Source organism: Vibrio cionasavignyae (genome assembly GCF_050337155.1).
Taxonomy (GTDB): domain Bacteria; phylum Pseudomonadota; class Gammaproteobacteria; order Enterobacterales; family Vibrionaceae; genus Vibrio; species Vibrio nomapromontoriensis.
The window spans coordinates 309,174-328,357 of the sequence record NZ_JAKJSR010000012.1 but is presented as its reverse complement, the minus strand read 5'-3'; the positions used below and the strand labels follow the sequence as shown (position 1 = coordinate 328,357).

Below are 19,184 nucleotides of genomic sequence, written 5' to 3'. Positions count from 1 at the left end.
ACCTACCCTACGTTACATCACTGTATAAGCGATGGTAACGCGTATCCCCCAGAATCACTCCGAGATTGCGCGGAAAAATAACATAAAACTCATTAGCATCGCAATGTTTTTTGCCACAGAAGCATTCGATATTATGGTGAAATGAAACCTGTGGAATAAGCGCCGCAACCATGGTTCACGGCGCCATTATCTAACGACAACCAATCGTTTACTTCTTGTCAGAAAGATGACGAGTCGTTTCCTGACCAATCACATCAATATTCGCCCCCTGCTGCTCCAGAAACTTTTCAAACATCGGTAACAGAGGGCCCAGTGTTTCTTTAATGGTATCTCGCACTGTATCTACAACGACTTGCGTGCCTCGCTCAATTTCGATGTTTACATAGTCATCGGCGCCTTTATGTCCAAACGTCGTCATCCGCAGCGTTTCAGGAATCAACCAGACATCAAACCAGTTTTGCTCCTTATCGACTTCCGATACGGTTAAGCTCGCCCCATTTATCGCGATATAACCTTTAGGGAACACATAAGGTTTCCACTCTTTAGGCAAAGAGAAGCGAATTCGATAATTGTCTTCTTGCTGAAGGATATCCACCAGTGTTGTCTTAAAGTCAACATGTCCAGACAATGGGTGCCCACCAATTTCTGCACCATCCTTAGCCGCTCGTTCCACGTTAATACGCTGACCTTGCTTAAATTCACTCAGAGTCGTAATCAATAAGCTTTGCAACATGACGTCAAATAAAGCACGATTATCATCAATGAGCTCTGTCACGGTTAAGCAAACGCCATCTACCGCGACACTAGCACCAATCTCAAGATCCACACAAAAGCCCGCAGGGAAGTTAATCTCGAACGTACGAATGCCATTTAAGTCCGTGATTTTGTCGATGGTGGCAACAGATTGGATAATTCCTGTAAACATGCTTACTCCAGAGTCATTTGTTTTTGCAATGAGTCACACATCATGGCAAAAACCACCACTAATATAAAGCCTGAATTGGCACTCTGCGCAGCGGTAACATTGGCGATGGAAGGTTATAGAAAACAGAATGAAAGGTTATAAACGATAGAAACCAAAAAGCCCTAGCATTTCTGCTAGGGCTTTGAATTGGAGCGATACATCGGGTTCGAACCGATGACCTCAACCTTGGCAAGGTTGCGCTCTACCAACTGAGCTAGTATCGCATTGCTGTAATGACTATAAAGCTATACAGACTTTAATAGATGGTGCCCCGGGCCGGACTTGAACCGGCACAGCGCGAACGCCGAGGGATTTTAAATCCCTTGTGTCTACCAATTCCACCACCAGGGCACGCAATTCTTTATTGCGATGCCGATTACTGAAAAGTAAAACACCATCTTATGCATCGTTATTACGCTGCATTCAAAATTTGGAGCGATACATCGGGTTCGAACCGATGACCTCAACCTTGGCAAGGTTGCGCTCTACCAACTGAGCTAGTATCGCAAATTTTTCTTACATAACCATTTCTCGTTAAGAGAATGGAGGCGCCTCCCGGAGTCGAACCGAGGTCCACGGATTTGCAATCCGCTGCATAGCCACTCTGCCAAGGCGCCTTTTTCATTGCTACTCTCAAGGTCGCTTTAAGCAGTTCCTCTTGAGTACGGGATGCATTTTACGTAATCATCCAAATGAGTCAATAGTATTTTTTTATATTTTGAATCGTTTGCCTAATAAACATTCAAAAACAGGCAATTTGCTCAATTTAGTAGCATAAACATGCAGGTTATTTGCAATCTAACTGCTTATTTTCTCTAAGTTGAAGGTTGGTCGGTAGTAGGCTGCGCCAAAATAAACGAATCTATCTTAGCAAATGGACGTCAACTAACTTACAAGTATGAAAAAGGCGAGCTAATCGCTCGCCTTTTTCATCTTAAATTCTATTCGTCTTCTGAATTCAATAAATCGTCTTTCGCTGCCGCCAAATACTGCATCATTGACCAGTAAGTAAGAATCGTTGCAATGTACAAAGCAACATAACCTACCCAAATCATCCAGTCATCATAGCGCCATACCAAAACCCACAAAGCGAACATTTGTGTGACCGTTTTGACTTTACCGACCCAAGAAACCGCCACACTCGCTCGTTTGCCGATCTCTGCCATCCACTCTCTCAAGGCTGAAATAATGATTTCACGCCCAATCATGGTAACCGCAGGAATAGTGATCCAAATACTATGATAGTGCTCGGTAATAAGAATCAATGCTGTGGCAACTAGTACTTTATCCGCAACAGGGTCAATAAAGGCTCCGAAACGAGAGGTTTGGTTCAGCTTTCTTGCTAGCATTCCATCCAGCCAATCGGTGAAGCCTGCTACCCAAAAGATCATTGCTGCGGCAAAGGGCGCCCAGCTGTAGGGTAGATAAAACGCTACGACGAAAACGGGGATGAGAAATAATCTCAACAAAGACAAAATGTTAGGTATATTTAAACGCATATAATTATCAGCTCTATTCTACTGCGTCTTTATGTTGCGGGATTTTTACTAGTGTTTCAATGCTTGATAGATGTTTTCTGCCAAAGAAATACTAATTCCGGGTACTTTGGCGATTTCTTCAACAGTTGCGCGCTTCAATTCTTGTAAGCCCCCCATGTACTTAAGCAGTGCCTGACGGCGTTTTGGTCCAACACCTTCAATCCCTTCTAGTGGACTGGTTCTTCTTGCCTTGGCGCGCTTAGCTCTATGTCCTGCAATCGCATGGTTGTGACTTTCATCACGAATATGCTGTATGAGGTGAAGTGCTGGTGCATCACTTGGCAAATTAAACTCATCTCCCTGTGGCGTAATCAGCGTTTCTAAACCGGGCTTGCGAGTCACGCCTTTCGCGATACCTATCAGTAACGGTAATTTGGGCCACTCGCCCCAGTATTTAGAAACAATCTCAACAGCACGATTTAGCTGACCTTTACCGCCATCGATAAAAATAATGTCGGGAATTTTATCTACATCCACTTTTGAGTAGCGGCGCTCAAGCACTTGCCCCATGGCTGCATAATCATCGCCACCAGTAATACCAGTGATATTATAGCGACGGTACTCTTGTTTCACCGGTCCTTCTTGATTGAACACGACACAGGATGCAATGGTGTTCTCGCCCATGGTATGGCTAATATCAAAACATTCCATACGCGTGATGCTGTCGAGCTTAAAGACTTTCTGCAACGCCTTAAAACGTTGATTAACTGTCATCTTGTGATTGATTTTACTGGTGATAGCCGTCAATGCATTGGTGTTAGAAAGCTTCAAGTATTGACCACGAGACCCTGATGGATCTGTATTGAAGGTCACCTTTCGACCCGCGATGTCTGACAACCCAGTTTGTAAAACCGCCATGTCGTCAATAAGGCCACTATTAAGAATAATGCGGCTTGGAATCGTGCGTGACTCGCTATGATTTAAATAGTACTGGCTTAAAAAGCTATAAAAGACTTCATGTTGCTCCGTGTCGACCGGAATTTTAGGGAAATGACTGCGGCTACCGAGTATCTTTCCTTGGCGAATCATTAAAATATGAATGCAAGCAACGCCATTTTCTTGCGCATAACCCAATACATCCATGTCATCATCGCTATCTTCTGATACAAATTGCTGCTCTTGAACACGACGAATAGCTTGGATTTGATCACGAAATTTTGCCGCATCTTCAAACTTAAGCGTCCGACTGGCTTCATCCATTTTGTCTACAAGAAGTTGTAGGACATGCTTATCTTTTCCTTGTAAGAAAAGACGAACATACCCAACCAGTTCTTGATAGTCGTCATCCGAGATAATGCTACTCACACACGGTCCTGCACATCGTCCAATTTGATACATCAAACAAGGTCGACTTCGGTTGCCATAGACGGAATCTTCGCACTGACGCACAGGAAATATCTTTTGGATAAGGTGTAATGCTTGACGCACCGCCCCCGAATCGGGATAAGGACCAAAATATTCACCTTTGCGTCGACGAGCCCCTCTGTGCAACGACAATCTAGGATGCTTATGATTAGAAATAAAAATGTACGGATAAGACTTGTCGTCTCTTAATAAGACGTTGTATTTCGGGAGGTATTGCTTGATGTAATTATGTTCTAAGATCAGCGCTTCGGTTTCGGTGTGGGTCACTGTCACATCAATTTTATCGATATGACTAACCAAAGCACGAGTCTTTTCACGGTCTACCTTCTTACGAAAATAACTCGCCAACCGTTTTTTTAGATCTTTTGCTTTGCCAACATATATCACCACCGACTCGGCGTCGTACATTCGGTAGACGCCGGGTTGGTTGGTCACTGTTTTTAAAAAAGAGGTTGAATCAAAAGTTGGTTCTGACACTACAATGTCTCAGTATCTAACATTCCGTGTCTAATCGCTAAGTGAGTCAGTTCAACATCGCCATTAATATCTAACTTACTAAATAAGCGATATCGATAGCTGTTCACCGTCTTTGGGCTAAGACTAAGCTGTTCAGAAATATCCGTTACTTTTTGCCCTTTCGTAATCATCATCATGATCTGAAGTTCACGTTCGGATAAATCTTTAAATGGATTCTCTGAAGCCGAAGAAAATTGGCTTAGGGCCATTTGCTGGGCAATTTCAGGTGATATGTAGCGCTGTCCACTATGAACTAAGCGAATTGCGTTGACCATTTCATCAGGCGCTGCACCTTTGGTCAAATAACCTGCTGCCCCCGCTTGCATCACTTTGGTTGGAAACGGATTTTCGGTATGTACTGTTAATACGATGATCTTAACGTCTGGATTATGGCGAAGAATTTTTTTCGTTGCTTCTAAACCACCAATTCCAGGCATATTCATGTCCATTAAAATAACGTCTACATGATTGTTACGACACCATTTTACAGACTCTTCACCACTGTCAGCTTCCCCTGCTACGTTCATTCCACGGACGTCTTCAATAATACGTCGGATCCCTGTGCGAACCAGTTCGTGATCATCTACAAGGAAAACATTAATCAAACTTGTATCTCCACACTTATTTATTGGCTCTGCGACCACTCAAGGTTAGTGGATAGCAGCTTAGCTGCGTATCATATCGCAAATTATACAAAAAAGCTTTCGCGCAAATCGTGCACGACTGCAAACTTTGATAAACACATTACGATGAAGTGGTAACACCGTCAATCATAAAAACTTAAAAATCATTAGGTTACAAAATATACAAACGAACGCTTTGTCTCCGTAAGCCTCCGTTTTATCACAATAATTTGCTCTTTAGACCTATGAAACTAACTCCACATGATTGTCTGGTTAATCGTCAAAGTACGATACAAATCACTATTATAGAACAGCGGTTCACAACAAAAATGGGAACTGACCATTAAGTTTAGCGTATCTCGGTAAATTTTCTCTCTTTACTGAGCTTTGATACACTAAAACAAATTCGCTTTTATCAGTCACTGAGTATTGCGTAAAAATTCATCTAATTCGTGACTGTATGGGACCCCAATTGGATATAAATACTGGCTTTCTTCTTACCCGCCAAGCGCGCGATACACATAAAGGACCCGTCATTGAATTATGGCTGACGACAAAAGAAGGGCCAGCGCAACTTCTGATTGATGATCAACAACCTGTTTTTTTCGTCCCACAGACTCGCCTACGCACAGTTATCGCTCAGGCGGAAGCTCTTAATGTGACTATCGCCTCTAAAGATATCGCACTCAAAAGTTTTGAAGGCGAAGCGCTCAACGCTGTCTATTGTCGGAGTATTAGTGACTCTCGTAAACTTGCAGAGGCATTGAAAAACAACGATGTGTTGGTGCTCGAAAGCGATATTAAATTAGCCGATCGTTTTTTGATGGAGCGCTTCATTCAAGGTAGCTTAACATTTACCGGGCAACGACGAATCATCAACCCAGGTCAACCCAATCAATTTATCCAAGTCTCAAACGCCAAATGTAAAGCAGGTAAACACACCCCTAAGCTTAATGTGCTATCTATCGACATAGAGTGCTCGGAAAAAGGTCAGCTCTATTCCATCGGCTTCGACGCCGCTAATGACAGCCGAGTAATTATGGTTGGTCAACCTCAAGAGGCCGAAACCGCCATCCAATGGGTAGATGACGAAAAGTCACTACTTATCGCATTAATTCAATGGTTTAAGGATTTCAACCCGGATGTCATCATCGGCTGGAGTGTTGTGGATTTTGATTTTAAATTACTACAAAAGCGAGCGGAGCATCATCGAGTAGATCTCAACCTTGGACGTAATGAACAACGGGTATATTTCCGAACGTTGCAATCTAGTGGCCAAAGCTTCATCAACATACCTGGTCGAGTGGTGCTCGATGGGATAGATACGTTAAAAACCGCGACCTACCACTTTCGCTCTTGGTCTCTAGAGGCCGTGTCTCAGGAACTACTTGGTGAAGGCAAAGCAATACATAACGTTCATGACCGCATGGACGAAATAAACACAATGTTTTCTGAAGACAAACCTGCCCTGGCAAAATACAACCTGCAAGACTGTGTATTGGTAAATCGTATCTTTCAAACCACACATTTGCTCGATTTCGCAATCGAACGTACACGCCTGACCGGTGTGGAGTTGGACCGAGTGGGCGGCTCTGTTGCAGCATTCACCAATCTATACCTCCCTCGCCTGCATCGCGCCCAATACGCAGCACCAAACCTTCACCCTGAAAACTGGATCGCTAGCCCGGGCGGCTATGTAATGGACTCCATTCCGGGGCTCTACGACTCAGTATTAGTACTAGACTTTAAAAGTCTTTACCCTTCGATTATCCGCTCATTCTTAATAGACCCGATGGGGCTTATTGAAGGACTAAAGCTAGAAGTAGGCAAAGACAAACAACAAGCGGTGGCAGGATTTCGCGGTGGTCAATTCCACAGAACTCAGCATTTTCTTCCAAATTTAATTGAAGACCTTTGGAAGGCTCGTGATATCGCAAAAGCCAATAAAGAGAAGGCCTTTTCTCAAGCAATTAAAATCATCATGAATTCGTTTTATGGGGTACTAGGCTCATCCGGCTGTCGCTTCTTCGATACTCGACTTGCATCATCCATCACGATGCGCGGGCATGAAATCATGAAAACAACAAAAGTTCTCATCGAACAGCAAGGCTATCAGGTGATTTATGGTGACACGGATTCTATCTTTGTCTCACTTAACGGCAGCTTTATCAACGACGAAGCCAATGACATTGGTAACAGCCTAGTGAATTACATTAATGAGTGGTGGACTCAGCACTTACTTGATGAATATCAACTCACCTCGATTCTTGAGTTGGAATATGAAACCCATTATGGCAAATTTTTGATGCCAACCATACGCGGTTCAGAAACTGGCTCTAAGAAACGTTATGCAGGCCTTCAACGCACCTCTGAAGGTGAAACGCTGATATTCAAAGGGTTAGAAAGCGCACGTACCGATTGGACTCCGCTGGCGCAAGAATTTCAACAAACGCTTTATCAAATGATCTTTACCGGGCAAGATCCTGACGACTATATCCGCGCTATCGTAGAATCAACGGCTAATGGAGAACATGACCATAAACTGGTTTATCAAAAACGTCTAAGGCGAAAGCTGCATGAATACGTAAAGAACATTCCTCCACAGGTACGAGCGGCTCGAATGGCCGACCAAATTAACCAACAACTAGGTCGTCCGCTGCAATACCAAAATAAAGGACGCATTGAGTATCTCATTACCGTCAATGGACCAGAGCCAAAGGACTATCGCTCTTCTGCTATTGATTACCAACATTATATCGACAAGCAGTTGAGGCCTGTTGCTGAAGCGATTTTGCCCTTTATCGGCAAGAATTTTGATGATCTTAGTGCACCACAAATGGGGTTATTTTAGCGCTTTGAGGTTTCGAACTATAGCCATACTCACTGATTATGTAATGCACTAAAGGACGGGTAGGCTCGCGCAACGTTAACCGATTCTAAATTCTGTCTTTTTATACTCACTGACAAGCCAGCACCCAAAGTCGTCCAACAACGCAACCACCGAGCGTTTGGCGATGACTCTTGGTCCTAACAAAATCTCAAGACGCTCTATGATCACTCGCTTCTCAGGATAGAAGAGAAGAAATTGCTGCGCACAATGATGAGGTTCATCGTACCAGCGTTTGGTTTTAGGCATGACTAGCCCATAAGCCGTACGGAGAAGCTTTTTAGCCATCTCTCGCTGCGCTTTTAGTAACGCCTTATTAGTGCCCGCGACGGCAATACGGTGCCTAAGTACGGGCACAGTCTGCCCGATGTCCATATTCCATTGTTTGGCAATTTCCCAACTTGCGACATAATCGCCAAAGCACTCAGCAAGATCATCACCATGCACGCATATACAGCACTGCTTCAATAAAAATCCCCAAGTAAATAATGCGTCTAAAGAGACGACGTCATTGATGATAGTGCTTCGAATAGAAACAGCATCAACAAAAGGGAAGTTTTTTTGAAAACGCCAATCAATTGTATTGAACACTTTTTTCTGGCTAGCCGAAAGCGGCGTTTGTGTCACCACCACGACATTAAGATCGGATACACCTGCAATTGCTCTACCGTGGGCAACGGAACCATAAATATAAACACTATGAAGATTATCCCTAAGACCACTTTTTAAACACATCAGTAAATCATGTATCGCGGCATGATAAGTCACTTGCGGGATTGGTAACGAATTGTGGCTAATCGCTTGCACTGGCACTGTCATATAAAAAGTAACATGACGCTATTTTACTTACACGTCAGCTTAGATTCAATTCACTTAGCTGTTCAAAGACTGTCGTTTAGTCGACAGTGTCTTACACAAGATAAATTCTTCGCAAAGTTTCTCGCTGCGAACAGTTGTTTCTTGAGCAAATCAACCATTCGGTCGTATAATTGGCTGTCTAATTAATACGAAGGAAAAATTTCATGCCAAAGGCAAGTGAGCTTAAAAAAGGTTTTGCGATTGAGTCAAATGGTAAGACGTTGCTAATCAAAGATATCGAGATTACCACTCCTGGTGGTCGTGGCGGAGCAAAGATCTACAAATTGCGCTGTACCGATTTAGCAACGGGCTCGAAAATCGAAGAACGATATAAGTCTGATGAACTTGTTGATACCGTTGAAATGAGCAAAAGAAACGTTACGTTTTCTTACGTAGATGGCGACGAGTACATCTTCATGGACAATGAAGACTATACTCAATTTACCTTCAAACACAACGAAATCGAAGATGACCTGCTGCTCATCAATGAAGAGACTCAAGGTGTACAAGTTGTCTTGATTAATGGCAACGCGGCAGGCCTAGAGCTACCATCATCGGTAGAGTTAGTCATTGAAGAAACAGACCCGTCGATCAAAGGCGCATCAGCATCTGCTCGCTCTAAGCCAGCACGTTTTGCTACTGGTCTAACTATTCAAGTGCCAGAGTACATCGCAACAGGTGATCGCGTTGTGATCAATACCGCTGAACGCAAATACATGAACCGAGCTTAATATTATGTCTGAACTGATTTCATACGATGACGTTATCGATGCCGCTTACGACATCTTTCTAGAGATGGCGCCGGATAACCTTGAAGCCGCAGATGTCATCCTGTTTACGGCGCAATTTGAGGATCGTGGCGCTGCCGAGCTCGTTGAGACGGGAGAAGATTGGCCTGAACATGTTGGCTTCGCTGTTGATGAAACCTTTGCCGAAGTACGTATCGGACTCGTAAACGAAGAAGATGACGTCCTAGATGATGTGTTTGCTCGCCTACTCGTTAGCCGAGACCCGGACAATAAGTTCTGCCATATTCTGTGGAAAAGAGACTAATTTTTTCCGCTGAATGTGACAAAAATTGCCTAATAAAAAGCTCAGCCGATGCTGAGCTCTTTTATGTCTACTATCCTATATTTCGCTAGCAAACATTTAAGTTCCAAACATTTCTCTACCAAACATAGGTAACCGACACACCTGAACTATGCGGGGTTGCCCAAGGCAATAGCTGCACATTTGGATCCAACAGATCGGTAAAAATCCACCCGGTGAATACACCGATGGCAGCTCCTGCTGCCACATCACGCCAATAGTGTTTATTCGCCTGTACTCGTCCAACACCAACGAGCGTCGCAACACCGTAGGCAGGCAAGCCAACTTGCCAACCATGGCGGATATGTAACGTCGTGGCTGACGCAAAAGCATTAGCAGTATGATTAGAAGGAAAGCTCTTATTGTCGCTGCCATCAGGACGCGGCGCATCAATGGTATGCTTACCAATTAAACCAATAGCTGACGCCGAACCAATACTAAGCCCCGCTTGCCAAACACCATCCCAATCGTCTTGATACGCGGGCAAACCCGCGGCCAGCCCAACCAAACCATAAGCACCAATATCACTAAAGGTATCCCATCCTTGGCTGTTTGAGGCAAGCCCCAACGGACTGATAACTAAACAAGCACAAAACAGAAAAAATCTTGGCATAACAAACACTAATCCATTAACAACAAGGCGGTAAGTTTACCTGAGCAGATTGTAGTTGCATACCAAGATAGTCACTTTATCAAGCTCACATTGACAGAGCGATCGACTATCGCGCTTTTTGCGCTTGTTTCTTCAACTCAAAATCAAACTCATCAGGGAAAAGTACTACCCCTTCTTCATTTTGATTAGGAAACACAACAACCGCTAATTCATCGTCTTCAAGACCCATTGTCCAGCGACTGTGCCATTTGTTCAATGAAATAGATTCAGCCTTACATTCAGACCACTCACCTGTTGCCCATTGCAGCGCAAACTCTTCATTAGGCCAAACTGGAACACAGTCTTCTTCTTCACTATTAAGCATCACGCAGCCATGCTCGTCGGTAAGAATCCAGATCTGACGCTCTTGCACCATTGTCTTAACACTGTACTTTAGACGTTTTTCTTCGTCGTAACGTGCAATTTCTTCGATTTGATTTTGCTCTAATGCCATGATGTCATGCCTTTTGTAGAGGGGAACTGTCGGTACAATTTTATACCTAATAAAAAACCCTAGCATCTATATTTGTTTAAAGGTCTATGACCATCTAACGCAAACGACACTAGGGCTTAGTTAATCGACATATTTGTCAGTTGAGATAGTAATTAAACCAACTCACCTTGAAGCCAAGGCCAACCTTGCTTCTTACGACTTAGCGTATTTTCCATCATCAACATGCCATCTTTTTCATGCTTAGCAAGTTTCGCAGCCCACTCACCTTTGTAAATCAAACGTGTTTGTGCTGTTGTGATATCTGTTAGCATCACTGCCGCAAATGCAAGCGCATCTTCGTCACAACGACGAGCCAGATCTTGCTCTAGGGCTTCGATCATGCCATCTACTTGCTCTAACGTTGCAAGCTCAACTTGACCAACAACAACGTCACGACCGTTGAATGGGTAAGCTTTAAGATCTTTTTCAACAAGCTCAGCAGCCGAAAGACCTTCGATGTTTGTTTTCGCAATCAATAGCTCTTTAATGAACAACTCTAGGTCTGCGACACCCGCAATTTTTGCCAACTCTTCTACTGCATCTTTGTCTTTTTGCGTACAGGTAGGAGAAGCAAATCCAACGGTATCTGACAAAATTGCAGACATCATTAGAATAGCAAGTGGACGAGTAATCTCAGCTTGCTCCATTTTGAATAGGTTAAACAAAATAGTACAAGTACAACCAACTGGCCAGATCCATGCTTCCAATGGGTTCACTGTCATCACGTCACCTAAACGGTGGTGGTCAACAATGCCAAGGATCTCAGCGTCATTAATATCATCTGGTGCTTGAGCCAGATCGGTATAATCCACTAACCATACTTTTTCGCCCGCAACACTTGTGCGAAGTTCAGGTTGGTCGACACCCGCAGTTTCAAGAATGTGCTGAGTTTCACGATTGATTTCACCTTGACGAATAGGTTTCGCTTCAAGGCCACGTGCTTTTAGTAGTTCTGTCGCTACTAGTGCACCACAAATGCTATCACTATCCGGGTTTTTATGACCGACAACTAGAATCATTATATTTCCTAACTATGTTTGATCTTGTGGGTGTACGCCCCACGACAACTGCTCATAAGGGCGATACTTTACCTGATTTTGTGAATTTGTCATCGCTTGTAAGCGGTTTTAGTGAATTTCTTGACCGATAAAACATCAAAAACAATATTGATAATCATTATCAATATTGTACAATGAGAACGAATCTCATTTACATCGGTGCACTATATGGAACAAACTAGAGGAATTCGTGGCTTATATGGGTTGTCTTTATCACAATTCAAACCTGCGTATAAACGTCTGTTGCTACCCATAACTATGGTTGCACTACTAATCAGTAAACCTACCAGCCTAATTGCAGTTACGGCACTTTCTGATGCCTATTGGGCTGTCTCTTGTTATGTCGTTTTTACACTCGCTGTTTATCATTATGTCTCTAGATTGCTCTCTCAAAAAAATGCGCTTGTAGAACTCTACCAACACTCACCCAGTCACCAAGTCGTATTCTCATCATTATTAGGCGCATTACCTGGGTGCGGCGGCGCTATCATCGTCACCACTCAATTTGTAGCGGGCAAAGTTGGGTTTGGCTCTGTGGTTGCTGTCTTGACCGCAACAATGGGAGACGCTGCATTTTTGATTTTAGCAAGTAAACCAAGCATCGGTTTTGGTTTAATCGCAGTCGGTGTCGTGGTAGGGATCGTGACTGGGCTTATCGTTAATGCCATTCACAGCCCCGACTTTCTTCGCCCTAAATTAACCGAATTTGTTCGAACGCTTGCTCCTAAGCCAGATCCAACCCAGAGCGATAAGCAAGCAATGCCATTTGAAAAGTCATCGGCTTTTGATAATCAATGTCGTTGTAGTAAGAATGGCGATTCACACCTCCAAAGCAGCCCGGTTCAAACTAAGGCGATCAACCTTCAAGGATTATTTTGGAAATGGTTAATCATTCCGTCGCTGGTTGTCGCTTTTACCATGTCTTTCCAAATAGATGTGAACGAGCTTCTTGGTTTAAAACCACTGACGATCGAATGGCTTGGTGCGATTTTAGCGGTTATCACGATGTCACTATGGGCATTTACCAAGGAAATTGTCGATTATGAAAGCACTGTCGGTGAAGATAAAAAACTCTCTACTTCACACCCGATGCAAAAAGCTGCTCAAGATACTCACTTTGTTAGCGCTTGGGTGATTGTGGCTTTCTTGGCTTTCGAAATTACACTTCACTTTTCGCATATCGACCTTAGCAACTCGTTTAGCGGTTGGGGTATCTATATGCCGTTACTTGGTATGTTAGTCGGCCTACTCCCTGGCTGCGGCCCTCAGATCCTGATTACCAGCCTATACCTCACTGGCGCAGTACCCATGTCTACCCAGCTCTCCAACGCAATTTCAAACGATGGCGATGCGTTATTCCCTGCAATAGCGATGGCCCCCAAAGCTGCGTTGGTGGCCACTGTCTATTCTGCATTGCCAGCACTTATCGTTGGCTACAGCTACTATTGGGTATTTGAGATCTAAATTTATTTGAAAGCGACACGTATTTAAAGCCTAAAGCTATTTTAAAGCCTAAGGTAATTTTGGCCTAAAGCCGTTTTTAACTTAGGCCCTCAACAGATTTAGTACTCTTCGCTTGAAAAAACCGCGACAATAGCTCGGCTCTCACGAGCATGGTTTAGCGTGATAACGTGAATATGGCTTGGTTCTTGATTTAACTTTTCTCTGGTCCAAAAATCAAACCAATCACATGGATACTCAGATGCCAACGTATAGTCAGTCCCTTCCTCTGTATAATGAAATAAGCAGTGGAGACGGCGCTGTTCAGTCAGCTTTAACATAGAGTGATTCATCGTCAATGATTGAAACACCGATGTGTTATTGGTTTGTTTTTGCCGACTAACTAAGCTCTCGAGCGTTTCTTTTGCAAAGGGATTCAACTCCGGCAGTGGATCACCAGACAACAATAGGCCACCAGATGCTAACAGGACATTGCGGTGAAACTCATAGCTTGAACGATCAGTGCCCTGGTTAGGTAAAGACGTTAACGTCACACAGTCTGGATCGATCAACCATAAGCGTTGATGCTGCCAACTACGCAGAAACGTTTCTTTCGCTATTTGCTCAAAACGATGTGCATCACGCTCCACATCATCAGATACACGCATCGCGTCAACTAAGCCTAAGGATGGCCACATCGGTGCATTACAGCCTAAAACTAACGCCTCTCCAGCGCCTTCCGTAATGGCTTGCATTCCTAATCGATACGCCTCGACACCAGTCACGCCCGGGCGATAGCGCTGACCTTTTAATGTCCCCCAATAGTTAGCATCAAGCTTAAATAACTCAATTCCCCACTCTTCTCGCATGGTTTTAACAACGTGAGTAAGGTGCGCTAATACTTCAGGGTTAGAACAATCTAAGATGTACCAAGGCGTGCACCGCCAACCGCCATATGTCACATCTTCTGCTTTCAATGCCGTATCATCAGAATGCTTGAGAAACCAATCTGGATGTTGCTGGAAAATCTCTGATTCAGCCTGAGCAATAAAAGGAGCAATCCAAATTGCAGGTTTCTTGCCTTTGGAGCGAATACTATCAATAAGAGCTTTTACGCCACCTTCAAACTTATCCGATGGTGTTAGCCAGTCGCCCATAAAGGCTTGATAGCCATCGTCAAGTAGCACCCACTCAAGCATCTCTTGTTCTTGTTCCATCACCTGAACATTATCAAGTACATTTTGGCGATCAACATCAGCATAATATGCGTACCAAGAGCACCAGCCTATTGGGCTTGGCTGAGACACACCGACTTTAGCAGGGTGGTGGCTCGCGATGATGTCCGCAAACTGACTAAACACTGAATCCATAGTATCGCTATGTAATACCACCAGCGACTCTAACTGATTACTTTCCCAAGATTGAGGCGCACTGTCCTCTCCATCGATAAACGCCAAAACATCAATACCTTGAGTTGTAGTATGCAACTCAAAATAACCCGAAAAACGATAGCAGGATGTAAAGCCAAACAGTGTAAATCCAGAAGATTGCTCAATAACTAGGTAGTTATAAAAACGCTTGGGCGCATCTTCATCATAAATCCGGTAGCTTGCACTATTATCCGGACATCGACCGATATCAACGAGTTGATTCACCGTTCCTGATGTCTGGCACAGCATTTGGAAACCATCGCCCAGTAACATGGCATCAGATTCAACTTGGTTCTCAAATCGAGTTAACGCAGTACGAGAAGCTAACGGTTCAAAATTTAAGCTCGTGTATTCAAAATAGAGCTCGCCATTGCACTTAGTAATACTGATGTTAGGGTTGACAGCCAATGCATCAACCTCTTTTGAGAATGGAATATATTCGGTCATACGTCCTCGACCTAGTTAATAGATTACTTAATTAGTATATTCCGAGACAAAAAAAAACCCATTCAAATGAATGGGTTTTGTGTGCTAGTTAAAACTCTGTACGGTTAAATTCTCACTAGATGACTTCGATTGGTCCACCGAAGGCGGTCACTGGTGGTACCTTACCTGTGAACTTCTCAAAACTCACCAAACAGGTATTCGCTGACGTTGCCTGCGCTAATTCAGATGTTGGAATATCCTGCGTCAATGTATTTGGATCGCCATACGTATCTAACGCGCCAATCTTATTATCAATTGGACCGTACCATGCGCCTTCTTCGATTCTGACAACGCCTGGTGCGTAGCTATCCGTTAAGACTGCACCTGCAAGCAATTGTCCACGGTCATTAAAGACTCGAACCAAGTCACCATCTTTGATGCCTTTCGCTTTTGCATCTTTAGGATTGATATAAATTGGTTCACGTCCCTGTACCGTATACGTTGCACGGAACTCTTCCGACTCACACATTTGCGAGTGTAAACGCTTGTCTGGGTGACATGACTGTAGCCAATATGGATGCGCTTTAGAACCCGGTCCACCGTGTGAACGCTCAGATTTTTCAAACCACATTGGGTGCTCTTGGCAGTGTTCGTAGCCCATGTTGCCCACAGTACGGCTGGTAATTTCAATAAAACCAGACGGTGTGCCTAGAGCATTAATCTCCGGATCTTCACGGAAATCGGCATGACGAACCCAAGACTTACCAGTACCGAAGTCCAAGTAGCCTTTCTCCCAGAACTCGTCAAACTCAGGCATCTCAAACTTGCCTTTGTTTGCTTCTCTACAGCCGTCATAAAGTGATTTCACCCACTCCATCTCAGACATACCACGAGTATAGTCTTCATAACGACCCCAGCGGCGAGTCAGATTCGCCATGATCTCGAAATCAGACTTAGACTGGAACATAGGATCAACAAGCTTATTCATCGCCACTAGACCACGTCCAGAATACGCACCATAGCCATCAATGTCGTTGCGCTCATACTGAGTACACGCCGGTAACACGATATCAGACTGACGACATGTCGCTGTCCAAGCAAAATCAATCGCTACAACAGTGTGCAATGACCTAAAGGCCTTGTGCATTCTGTTACGGTCTTGGTGATGATGCCAAGGGTTATTACCACTAAATACCATCATTTTCAGGTTCGGTAGTGTCACCTCTGAACCATTCGATTTAATCTTTTTGCCTGGTTCTAGAAGACTGTCTACCCAACGAGCAACCGGAATTACTCGGCTATAGCCATTAAAGTCTTGGTTAGTGTATTTCGGCTTCTGCCCTTGATCGATGTTCAGCGGGAACGAACCCGGCGCTGCAAATCCTGTCGCTGGTACGCCGATACCTGAGTAGTGGTGACCATAAGAAATACCGCCGCCCGGCAAACCAATTTGTCCGATCATCGCTGCAAGTACGGCACACATCCAGTATGGCTGTTCACCGTGCTCTTGACGCTGGACACTCCAACCGACCATGATCTGAGTACGACCATTCACCAACATGTGAGCAAACTTACGAATCTCTTCGGGGCTTACGCCACAGATTTCCGACGCCCATTCCGGTGTTTTCTCAACTTTGTCTTTGGTTTCACCCTGAACATAGCCAATAAAGTCTTCGAAACCTAAACAGTAAGTATCGATAAACTTCTTGTCGTACAAGTTTTCATTGTACAGAACATGAGCAACGCCCAGCATGAACGGTACATCAGTCTGCGGATTGATATATTGTTGTTCATTTTCTAAGTAGCGAGCGGTTTTGTTACGAACTGGATCAACAGAAACAACGTTGATTTCCTTGTTCGCAACTTTGTCTTTTAGCTGCTCCAAATACGCATAAGATTGGTGGGTTTCACAAGTCCAACCTACTTGTAGGTTTTTAACTGGATCATTACCCCAAAGAATAATGTTGTCACTATTCTCTAAGATCAAATCCCAAGACGTGCCTTGTGCGTACACTTCGGTAGAACCAAGTACATACGGTAGAATCGTCTGTCCTGCACCGGTTGAGTAGTCACCCACTTTCTTAACAGAGTAACCATGTAGCCCCATCGCACGCTGCATATGGTTGGTACAGCTATGGAATTGACCCGTTTGACGCCAACCCGTTTGACCAGTGTGCAGTGCCCATGGTCCATAGTCTTTCTGTATGGTTTCTAACTCACGATAGAAAAGATCAAGCGCTTCATCCCACGTCACACGAACAAAACGGTTGTTGCCACGAGTCTCAGCCGCGTATTTATGTTTCTTTAGCCAATCTAGACGTACCATTGGGTAACGCACTCGTGATGGACTGTAGATGATGCCTTTAATGCCATTTAGCATGTCTGTCGGATGTTTATCGACTTCAAATGGCTTAATTTCTTGAACCTTGCCACCCCACACACGGGCACGAAATGCGCCCCAGTGTGAGCCTGATATTTTCCACGTTCCTTCTGTCTCTGCTGCACTAGCAGACGCCGAAGCTAATAAGCTTGGGCCGATAAGAGATGCTGCACTGGTACCTGCAACACCTTTAAGGAAGCTTCTTCGTGTAATTGCCATTTTGCTACTCCAATTAACGTCTATTAGTGGTGGCCTTCAGAAAAGTCTGATGAATGCTTCTGTAGATACTTAAGAACCAGAGCTTCAGTGTCTTTATCGAAGTTCACAAATGCGATCATACCGTCTAGCATGCCTACCCAACCATTGGCACTAAAGTGTGCGACGTCAGGTTGTGTGTGACACGTTGAGCAGTTGGTTTGATACGCTTCACCTGCCGCGTTCCAAATTGGCGTGTAGTCAGGCAACATGGATTCTTTTTTCATCCATAGGTTGACTGAAACTTGTTCCCAAGGCAGACCCGTTAGCTCGTCTTCTTTCTTCTCACCAACAACAACGTCAGAGCTTTGAGATACTTCTTTAGTCAGAATGGCTGTTGATATGTTCATACCAAAGTCTTCTTGAATAACTCGACCAAAGCCTTTTGCTTTGCGCCAGCCATCGATTTTAACTTCAATCATATCGCCTTTGTCATCAACAATTGCCACTTCACTTGCCGGGCTTAACAAACCAGCTTCAGTTGCAGCCGTTGCATCGGTGTAAAGTGGTAGATGACGAATTGAAACCACATCATTACCTTTAGAGTAAGACGTGCTGCTTGCTATCTGTTCTAGATCGCCAACAATGCCGCTTGCACTAGCCATATCTTTTGGTAAATGGTGAGCAATACCTTTATGACAATCAACACAACTTTGATCTCGCTCTGCTGCTGACGTCATTTGAATGCGTGCCGTCGGAGACATTTGCTCAAAGTCCATTGACTCATAAGCGTGACAGTTCTTACATTCTAATGATTTGTTCGCCGAGAAACGATCCCACTCATGGCGAGCAAGTTCGAGACGACGGGCCTCAAATTTCTCTGGCGTATCTAAATCACCAAAAATTTGTGCGAATACTTCTTTAGAAGCTTGCATTTTACGTGCAATTTTATCGGTCCAGTTATGCGGTACATGGCAATCTGGACAGGTGGCACGCACACCAGAATCATTTTTCCAGTGCACCGTTTCCTGAAGCTCCACATACACGTTCTCACTCATGGTGTGACAACCGATACAGAACTCTTCGGTATTGGTTGCTTCCAACGCCGTATTAAAGCCACCCCAGAAAATAACGCCTGCCAAAAAGCCACCAGCGGTTAGAACACCTAAGCTGATATGAACTGCGGGTCTACTGATAGTACGCCAAAGTTTGATTAAAAAGGATTTCATGTCTTACTCTCTCGAAACTCGTAATAGATTGAATGGCGGTT

15 protein-coding genes and 4 tRNA genes are annotated in these 19,184 nt (G+C 44.1%); 4 read left to right on the top strand and 15 right to left on the bottom strand.

All coding sequences use genetic code 11. From position 1 onward, the window contains the following. Window positions 1–208 precede the first annotated feature (208 nt). The 8 genes from L4D74_RS09345 to uvrY form a co-directional block, all read right to left on the bottom strand. The gene (locus L4D74_RS09345; protein WP_428751851.1) at window positions 209–925 is read right to left on the bottom strand and encodes a riboflavin synthase subunit alpha; all 717 of its coding nucleotides are present in this window, start codon (window positions 923–925) and stop codon (window positions 209–211) included. Window positions 926–1,112: 187 nt separating this feature from the next. Then, window positions 1,113–1,188, bottom strand: a tRNA-Gly gene (locus L4D74_RS09340). A gap of 40 nt (window positions 1,189–1,228) precedes the next feature. Then, a tRNA-Leu gene (locus tag L4D74_RS09335) sits at window positions 1,229–1,315 on the bottom strand. An 80-nt stretch (window positions 1,316–1,395) separates the two neighbouring features. Next, window positions 1,396–1,471 (bottom strand) — tRNA-Gly (locus tag L4D74_RS09330). Between the two features lie 36 nt (window positions 1,472–1,507). Continuing rightward, window positions 1,508–1,581 (bottom strand) — tRNA-Cys (locus L4D74_RS09325). 324 nt (window positions 1,582–1,905) lie between these two features. Then, on the bottom strand, window positions 1,906–2,463 hold the full coding sequence (gene pgsA / locus L4D74_RS09320) for a CDP-diacylglycerol--glycerol-3-phosphate 3-phosphatidyltransferase (RefSeq protein WP_428751850.1): 558 nt from the start codon (window positions 2,461–2,463) through the stop codon (window positions 1,906–1,908). A gap of 48 nt (window positions 2,464–2,511) precedes the next feature. After that, window positions 2,512–4,344, bottom strand: coding sequence for an excinuclease ABC subunit UvrC (uvrC, locus tag L4D74_RS09315; protein ID WP_428751849.1), 1,833 nt, complete (start codon window positions 4,342–4,344; stop codon window positions 2,512–2,514). Beyond that, window positions 4,344–4,988: a UvrY/SirA/GacA family response regulator transcription factor gene (uvrY, locus tag L4D74_RS09310; RefSeq protein WP_250616787.1), complete on the bottom strand. Its 645-nt coding sequence runs from the start codon at window positions 4,986–4,988 to the stop codon at window positions 4,344–4,346. Before uvrY ends, uvrC begins: the two co-directional genes overlap by 1 nt. Before the next feature lie 490 nt (window positions 4,989–5,478). Here uvrY and L4D74_RS09305 point away from each other — a divergent pair, with 490 nt between their 5' ends. Then, on the top strand, window positions 5,479–7,857 hold the full coding sequence (locus tag L4D74_RS09305) for a DNA polymerase II (RefSeq protein ID WP_428751848.1): 2,379 nt from the start codon (window positions 5,479–5,481) through the stop codon (window positions 7,855–7,857). Window positions 7,858–7,932: 75 nt separating this feature from the next. Here L4D74_RS09305 and L4D74_RS09300 read toward each other — a convergent pair whose 3' ends face one another. Continuing rightward, the gene (locus L4D74_RS09300; protein ID WP_428751847.1) at window positions 7,933–8,712 is read right to left on the bottom strand and encodes a nucleotidyltransferase domain-containing protein; all 780 of its coding nucleotides are present in this window, start codon (window positions 8,710–8,712) and stop codon (window positions 7,933–7,935) included. 203 nt (window positions 8,713–8,915) lie between these two features. Between L4D74_RS09300 and yeiP the strand changes: the two genes are divergently transcribed. Then, on the top strand, window positions 8,916–9,482 hold the full coding sequence (gene yeiP, locus L4D74_RS09295; protein ID WP_250616785.1) for an elongation factor P-like protein YeiP: 567 nt from the start codon (window positions 8,916–8,918) through the stop codon (window positions 9,480–9,482). A gap of 4 nt (window positions 9,483–9,486) precedes the next feature. Then, window positions 9,487–9,804 (top strand): HI1450 family dsDNA-mimic protein, encoded by a 318-nt coding sequence (locus L4D74_RS09290; RefSeq protein ID WP_265673486.1) that lies wholly within the window; start codon window positions 9,487–9,489, stop codon window positions 9,802–9,804. Window positions 9,805–9,919: 115 nt separating this feature from the next. Here L4D74_RS09290 and L4D74_RS09285 read toward each other — a convergent pair whose 3' ends face one another. The 3 genes from L4D74_RS09285 to L4D74_RS09275 all read right to left on the bottom strand — a co-directional run bounded on the left by L4D74_RS09285 (window position 9,920) and on the right by L4D74_RS09275 (window position 12,004). Further along, window positions 9,920–10,453 (bottom strand): phosphatase PAP2 family protein, encoded by a 534-nt coding sequence (locus L4D74_RS09285; protein ID WP_428751846.1) that lies wholly within the window; start codon window positions 10,451–10,453, stop codon window positions 9,920–9,922. Between the two features lie 106 nt (window positions 10,454–10,559). Next, window positions 10,560–10,946, bottom strand: coding sequence for a DUF2750 domain-containing protein (locus L4D74_RS09280; protein ID WP_428751845.1), 387 nt, complete (start codon window positions 10,944–10,946; stop codon window positions 10,560–10,562). A 152-nt stretch (window positions 10,947–11,098) separates the two neighbouring features. Next, window positions 11,099–12,004: a manganese-dependent inorganic pyrophosphatase gene (locus L4D74_RS09275; protein ID WP_428751844.1), complete on the bottom strand. Its 906-nt coding sequence runs from the start codon at window positions 12,002–12,004 to the stop codon at window positions 11,099–11,101. A 207-nt stretch (window positions 12,005–12,211) separates the two neighbouring features. Between L4D74_RS09275 and L4D74_RS09270 the strand changes: the two genes are divergently transcribed. After that, window positions 12,212–13,507 carry a putative manganese transporter gene (locus L4D74_RS09270; protein WP_428751843.1) on the top strand — a complete coding sequence of 432 codons (1,296 nt, stop codon included), beginning with the start codon at window positions 12,212–12,214 and terminating at the stop codon, window positions 13,505–13,507. Window positions 13,508–13,605: 98 nt separating this feature from the next. Here the strand turns inward: L4D74_RS09270 and L4D74_RS09265 are convergent, their stop codons facing one another. The 3 genes from L4D74_RS09265 to torC form a co-directional block, all read right to left on the bottom strand. Further along, window positions 13,606–15,360 carry a glycoside hydrolase family 36 protein gene (locus L4D74_RS09265; protein WP_428751841.1) on the bottom strand — a complete coding sequence of 585 codons (1,755 nt, stop codon included), beginning with the start codon at window positions 15,358–15,360 and terminating at the stop codon, window positions 13,606–13,608. Window positions 15,361–15,475: 115 nt separating this feature from the next. Then, a complete protein-coding gene (torA, locus tag L4D74_RS09260; RefSeq protein WP_428751840.1) occupies window positions 15,476–17,938 on the bottom strand; it encodes a trimethylamine-N-oxide reductase TorA in 2,463 nt (820 codons plus the stop codon). A 23-nt stretch (window positions 17,939–17,961) separates the two neighbouring features. Continuing rightward, window positions 17,962–19,143: a pentaheme c-type cytochrome TorC gene (gene torC / locus L4D74_RS09255; RefSeq protein WP_428751839.1), complete on the bottom strand. Its 1,182-nt coding sequence runs from the start codon at window positions 19,141–19,143 to the stop codon at window positions 17,962–17,964. Between the last annotated feature and the right edge of the window lie 41 nt (window positions 19,144–19,184).

Excerpts from the sequence above, each read along its gene's own strand:
- L4D74_RS09280 (WP_428751845.1), bottom strand. The coding sequence starts at position 10,946 with ATGGCATTAGAGCAAAATCAAATCGAAGAAATTGCACGTTACGACGAA.
- pgsA (WP_428751850.1), bottom strand. The coding sequence starts at position 2,463 with ATGCGTTTAAATATACCTAACATTTTGTCTTTGTTGAGATTATTTCTC.
- L4D74_RS09300 (WP_428751847.1), bottom strand. The coding sequence starts at position 8,712 with ATGACAGTGCCAGTGCAAGCGATTAGCCACAATTCGTTACCAATCCCG.
- L4D74_RS09345 (WP_428751851.1), bottom strand. The coding sequence starts at position 925 with ATGTTTACAGGAATTATCCAATCTGTTGCCACCATCGACAAAATCACG.
- torA (WP_428751840.1), bottom strand. The coding sequence starts at position 17,938 with ATGGCAATTACACGAAGAAGCTTCCTTAAAGGTGTTGCAGGTACCAGT.
- torC (WP_428751839.1), bottom strand. The coding sequence starts at position 19,143 with ATGAAATCCTTTTTAATCAAACTTTGGCGTACTATCAGTAGACCCGCA.
- L4D74_RS09270 (WP_428751843.1), top strand. The coding sequence starts at position 12,212 with ATGGAACAAACTAGAGGAATTCGTGGCTTATATGGGTTGTCTTTATCA.
- L4D74_RS09290 (WP_265673486.1), top strand. The coding sequence starts at position 9,487 with ATGTCTGAACTGATTTCATACGATGACGTTATCGATGCCGCTTACGAC.
- L4D74_RS09265 (WP_428751841.1), bottom strand. The coding sequence starts at position 15,360 with ATGACCGAATATATTCCATTCTCAAAAGAGGTTGATGCATTGGCTGTC.
- L4D74_RS09285 (WP_428751846.1), bottom strand. The coding sequence starts at position 10,453 with ATGCCAAGATTTTTTCTGTTTTGTGCTTGTTTAGTTATCAGTCCGTTG.
- yeiP (WP_250616785.1), top strand. The coding sequence starts at position 8,916 with ATGCCAAAGGCAAGTGAGCTTAAAAAAGGTTTTGCGATTGAGTCAAAT.
- L4D74_RS09275 (WP_428751844.1), bottom strand. The coding sequence starts at position 12,004 with ATGATTCTAGTTGTCGGTCATAAAAACCCGGATAGTGATAGCATTTGT.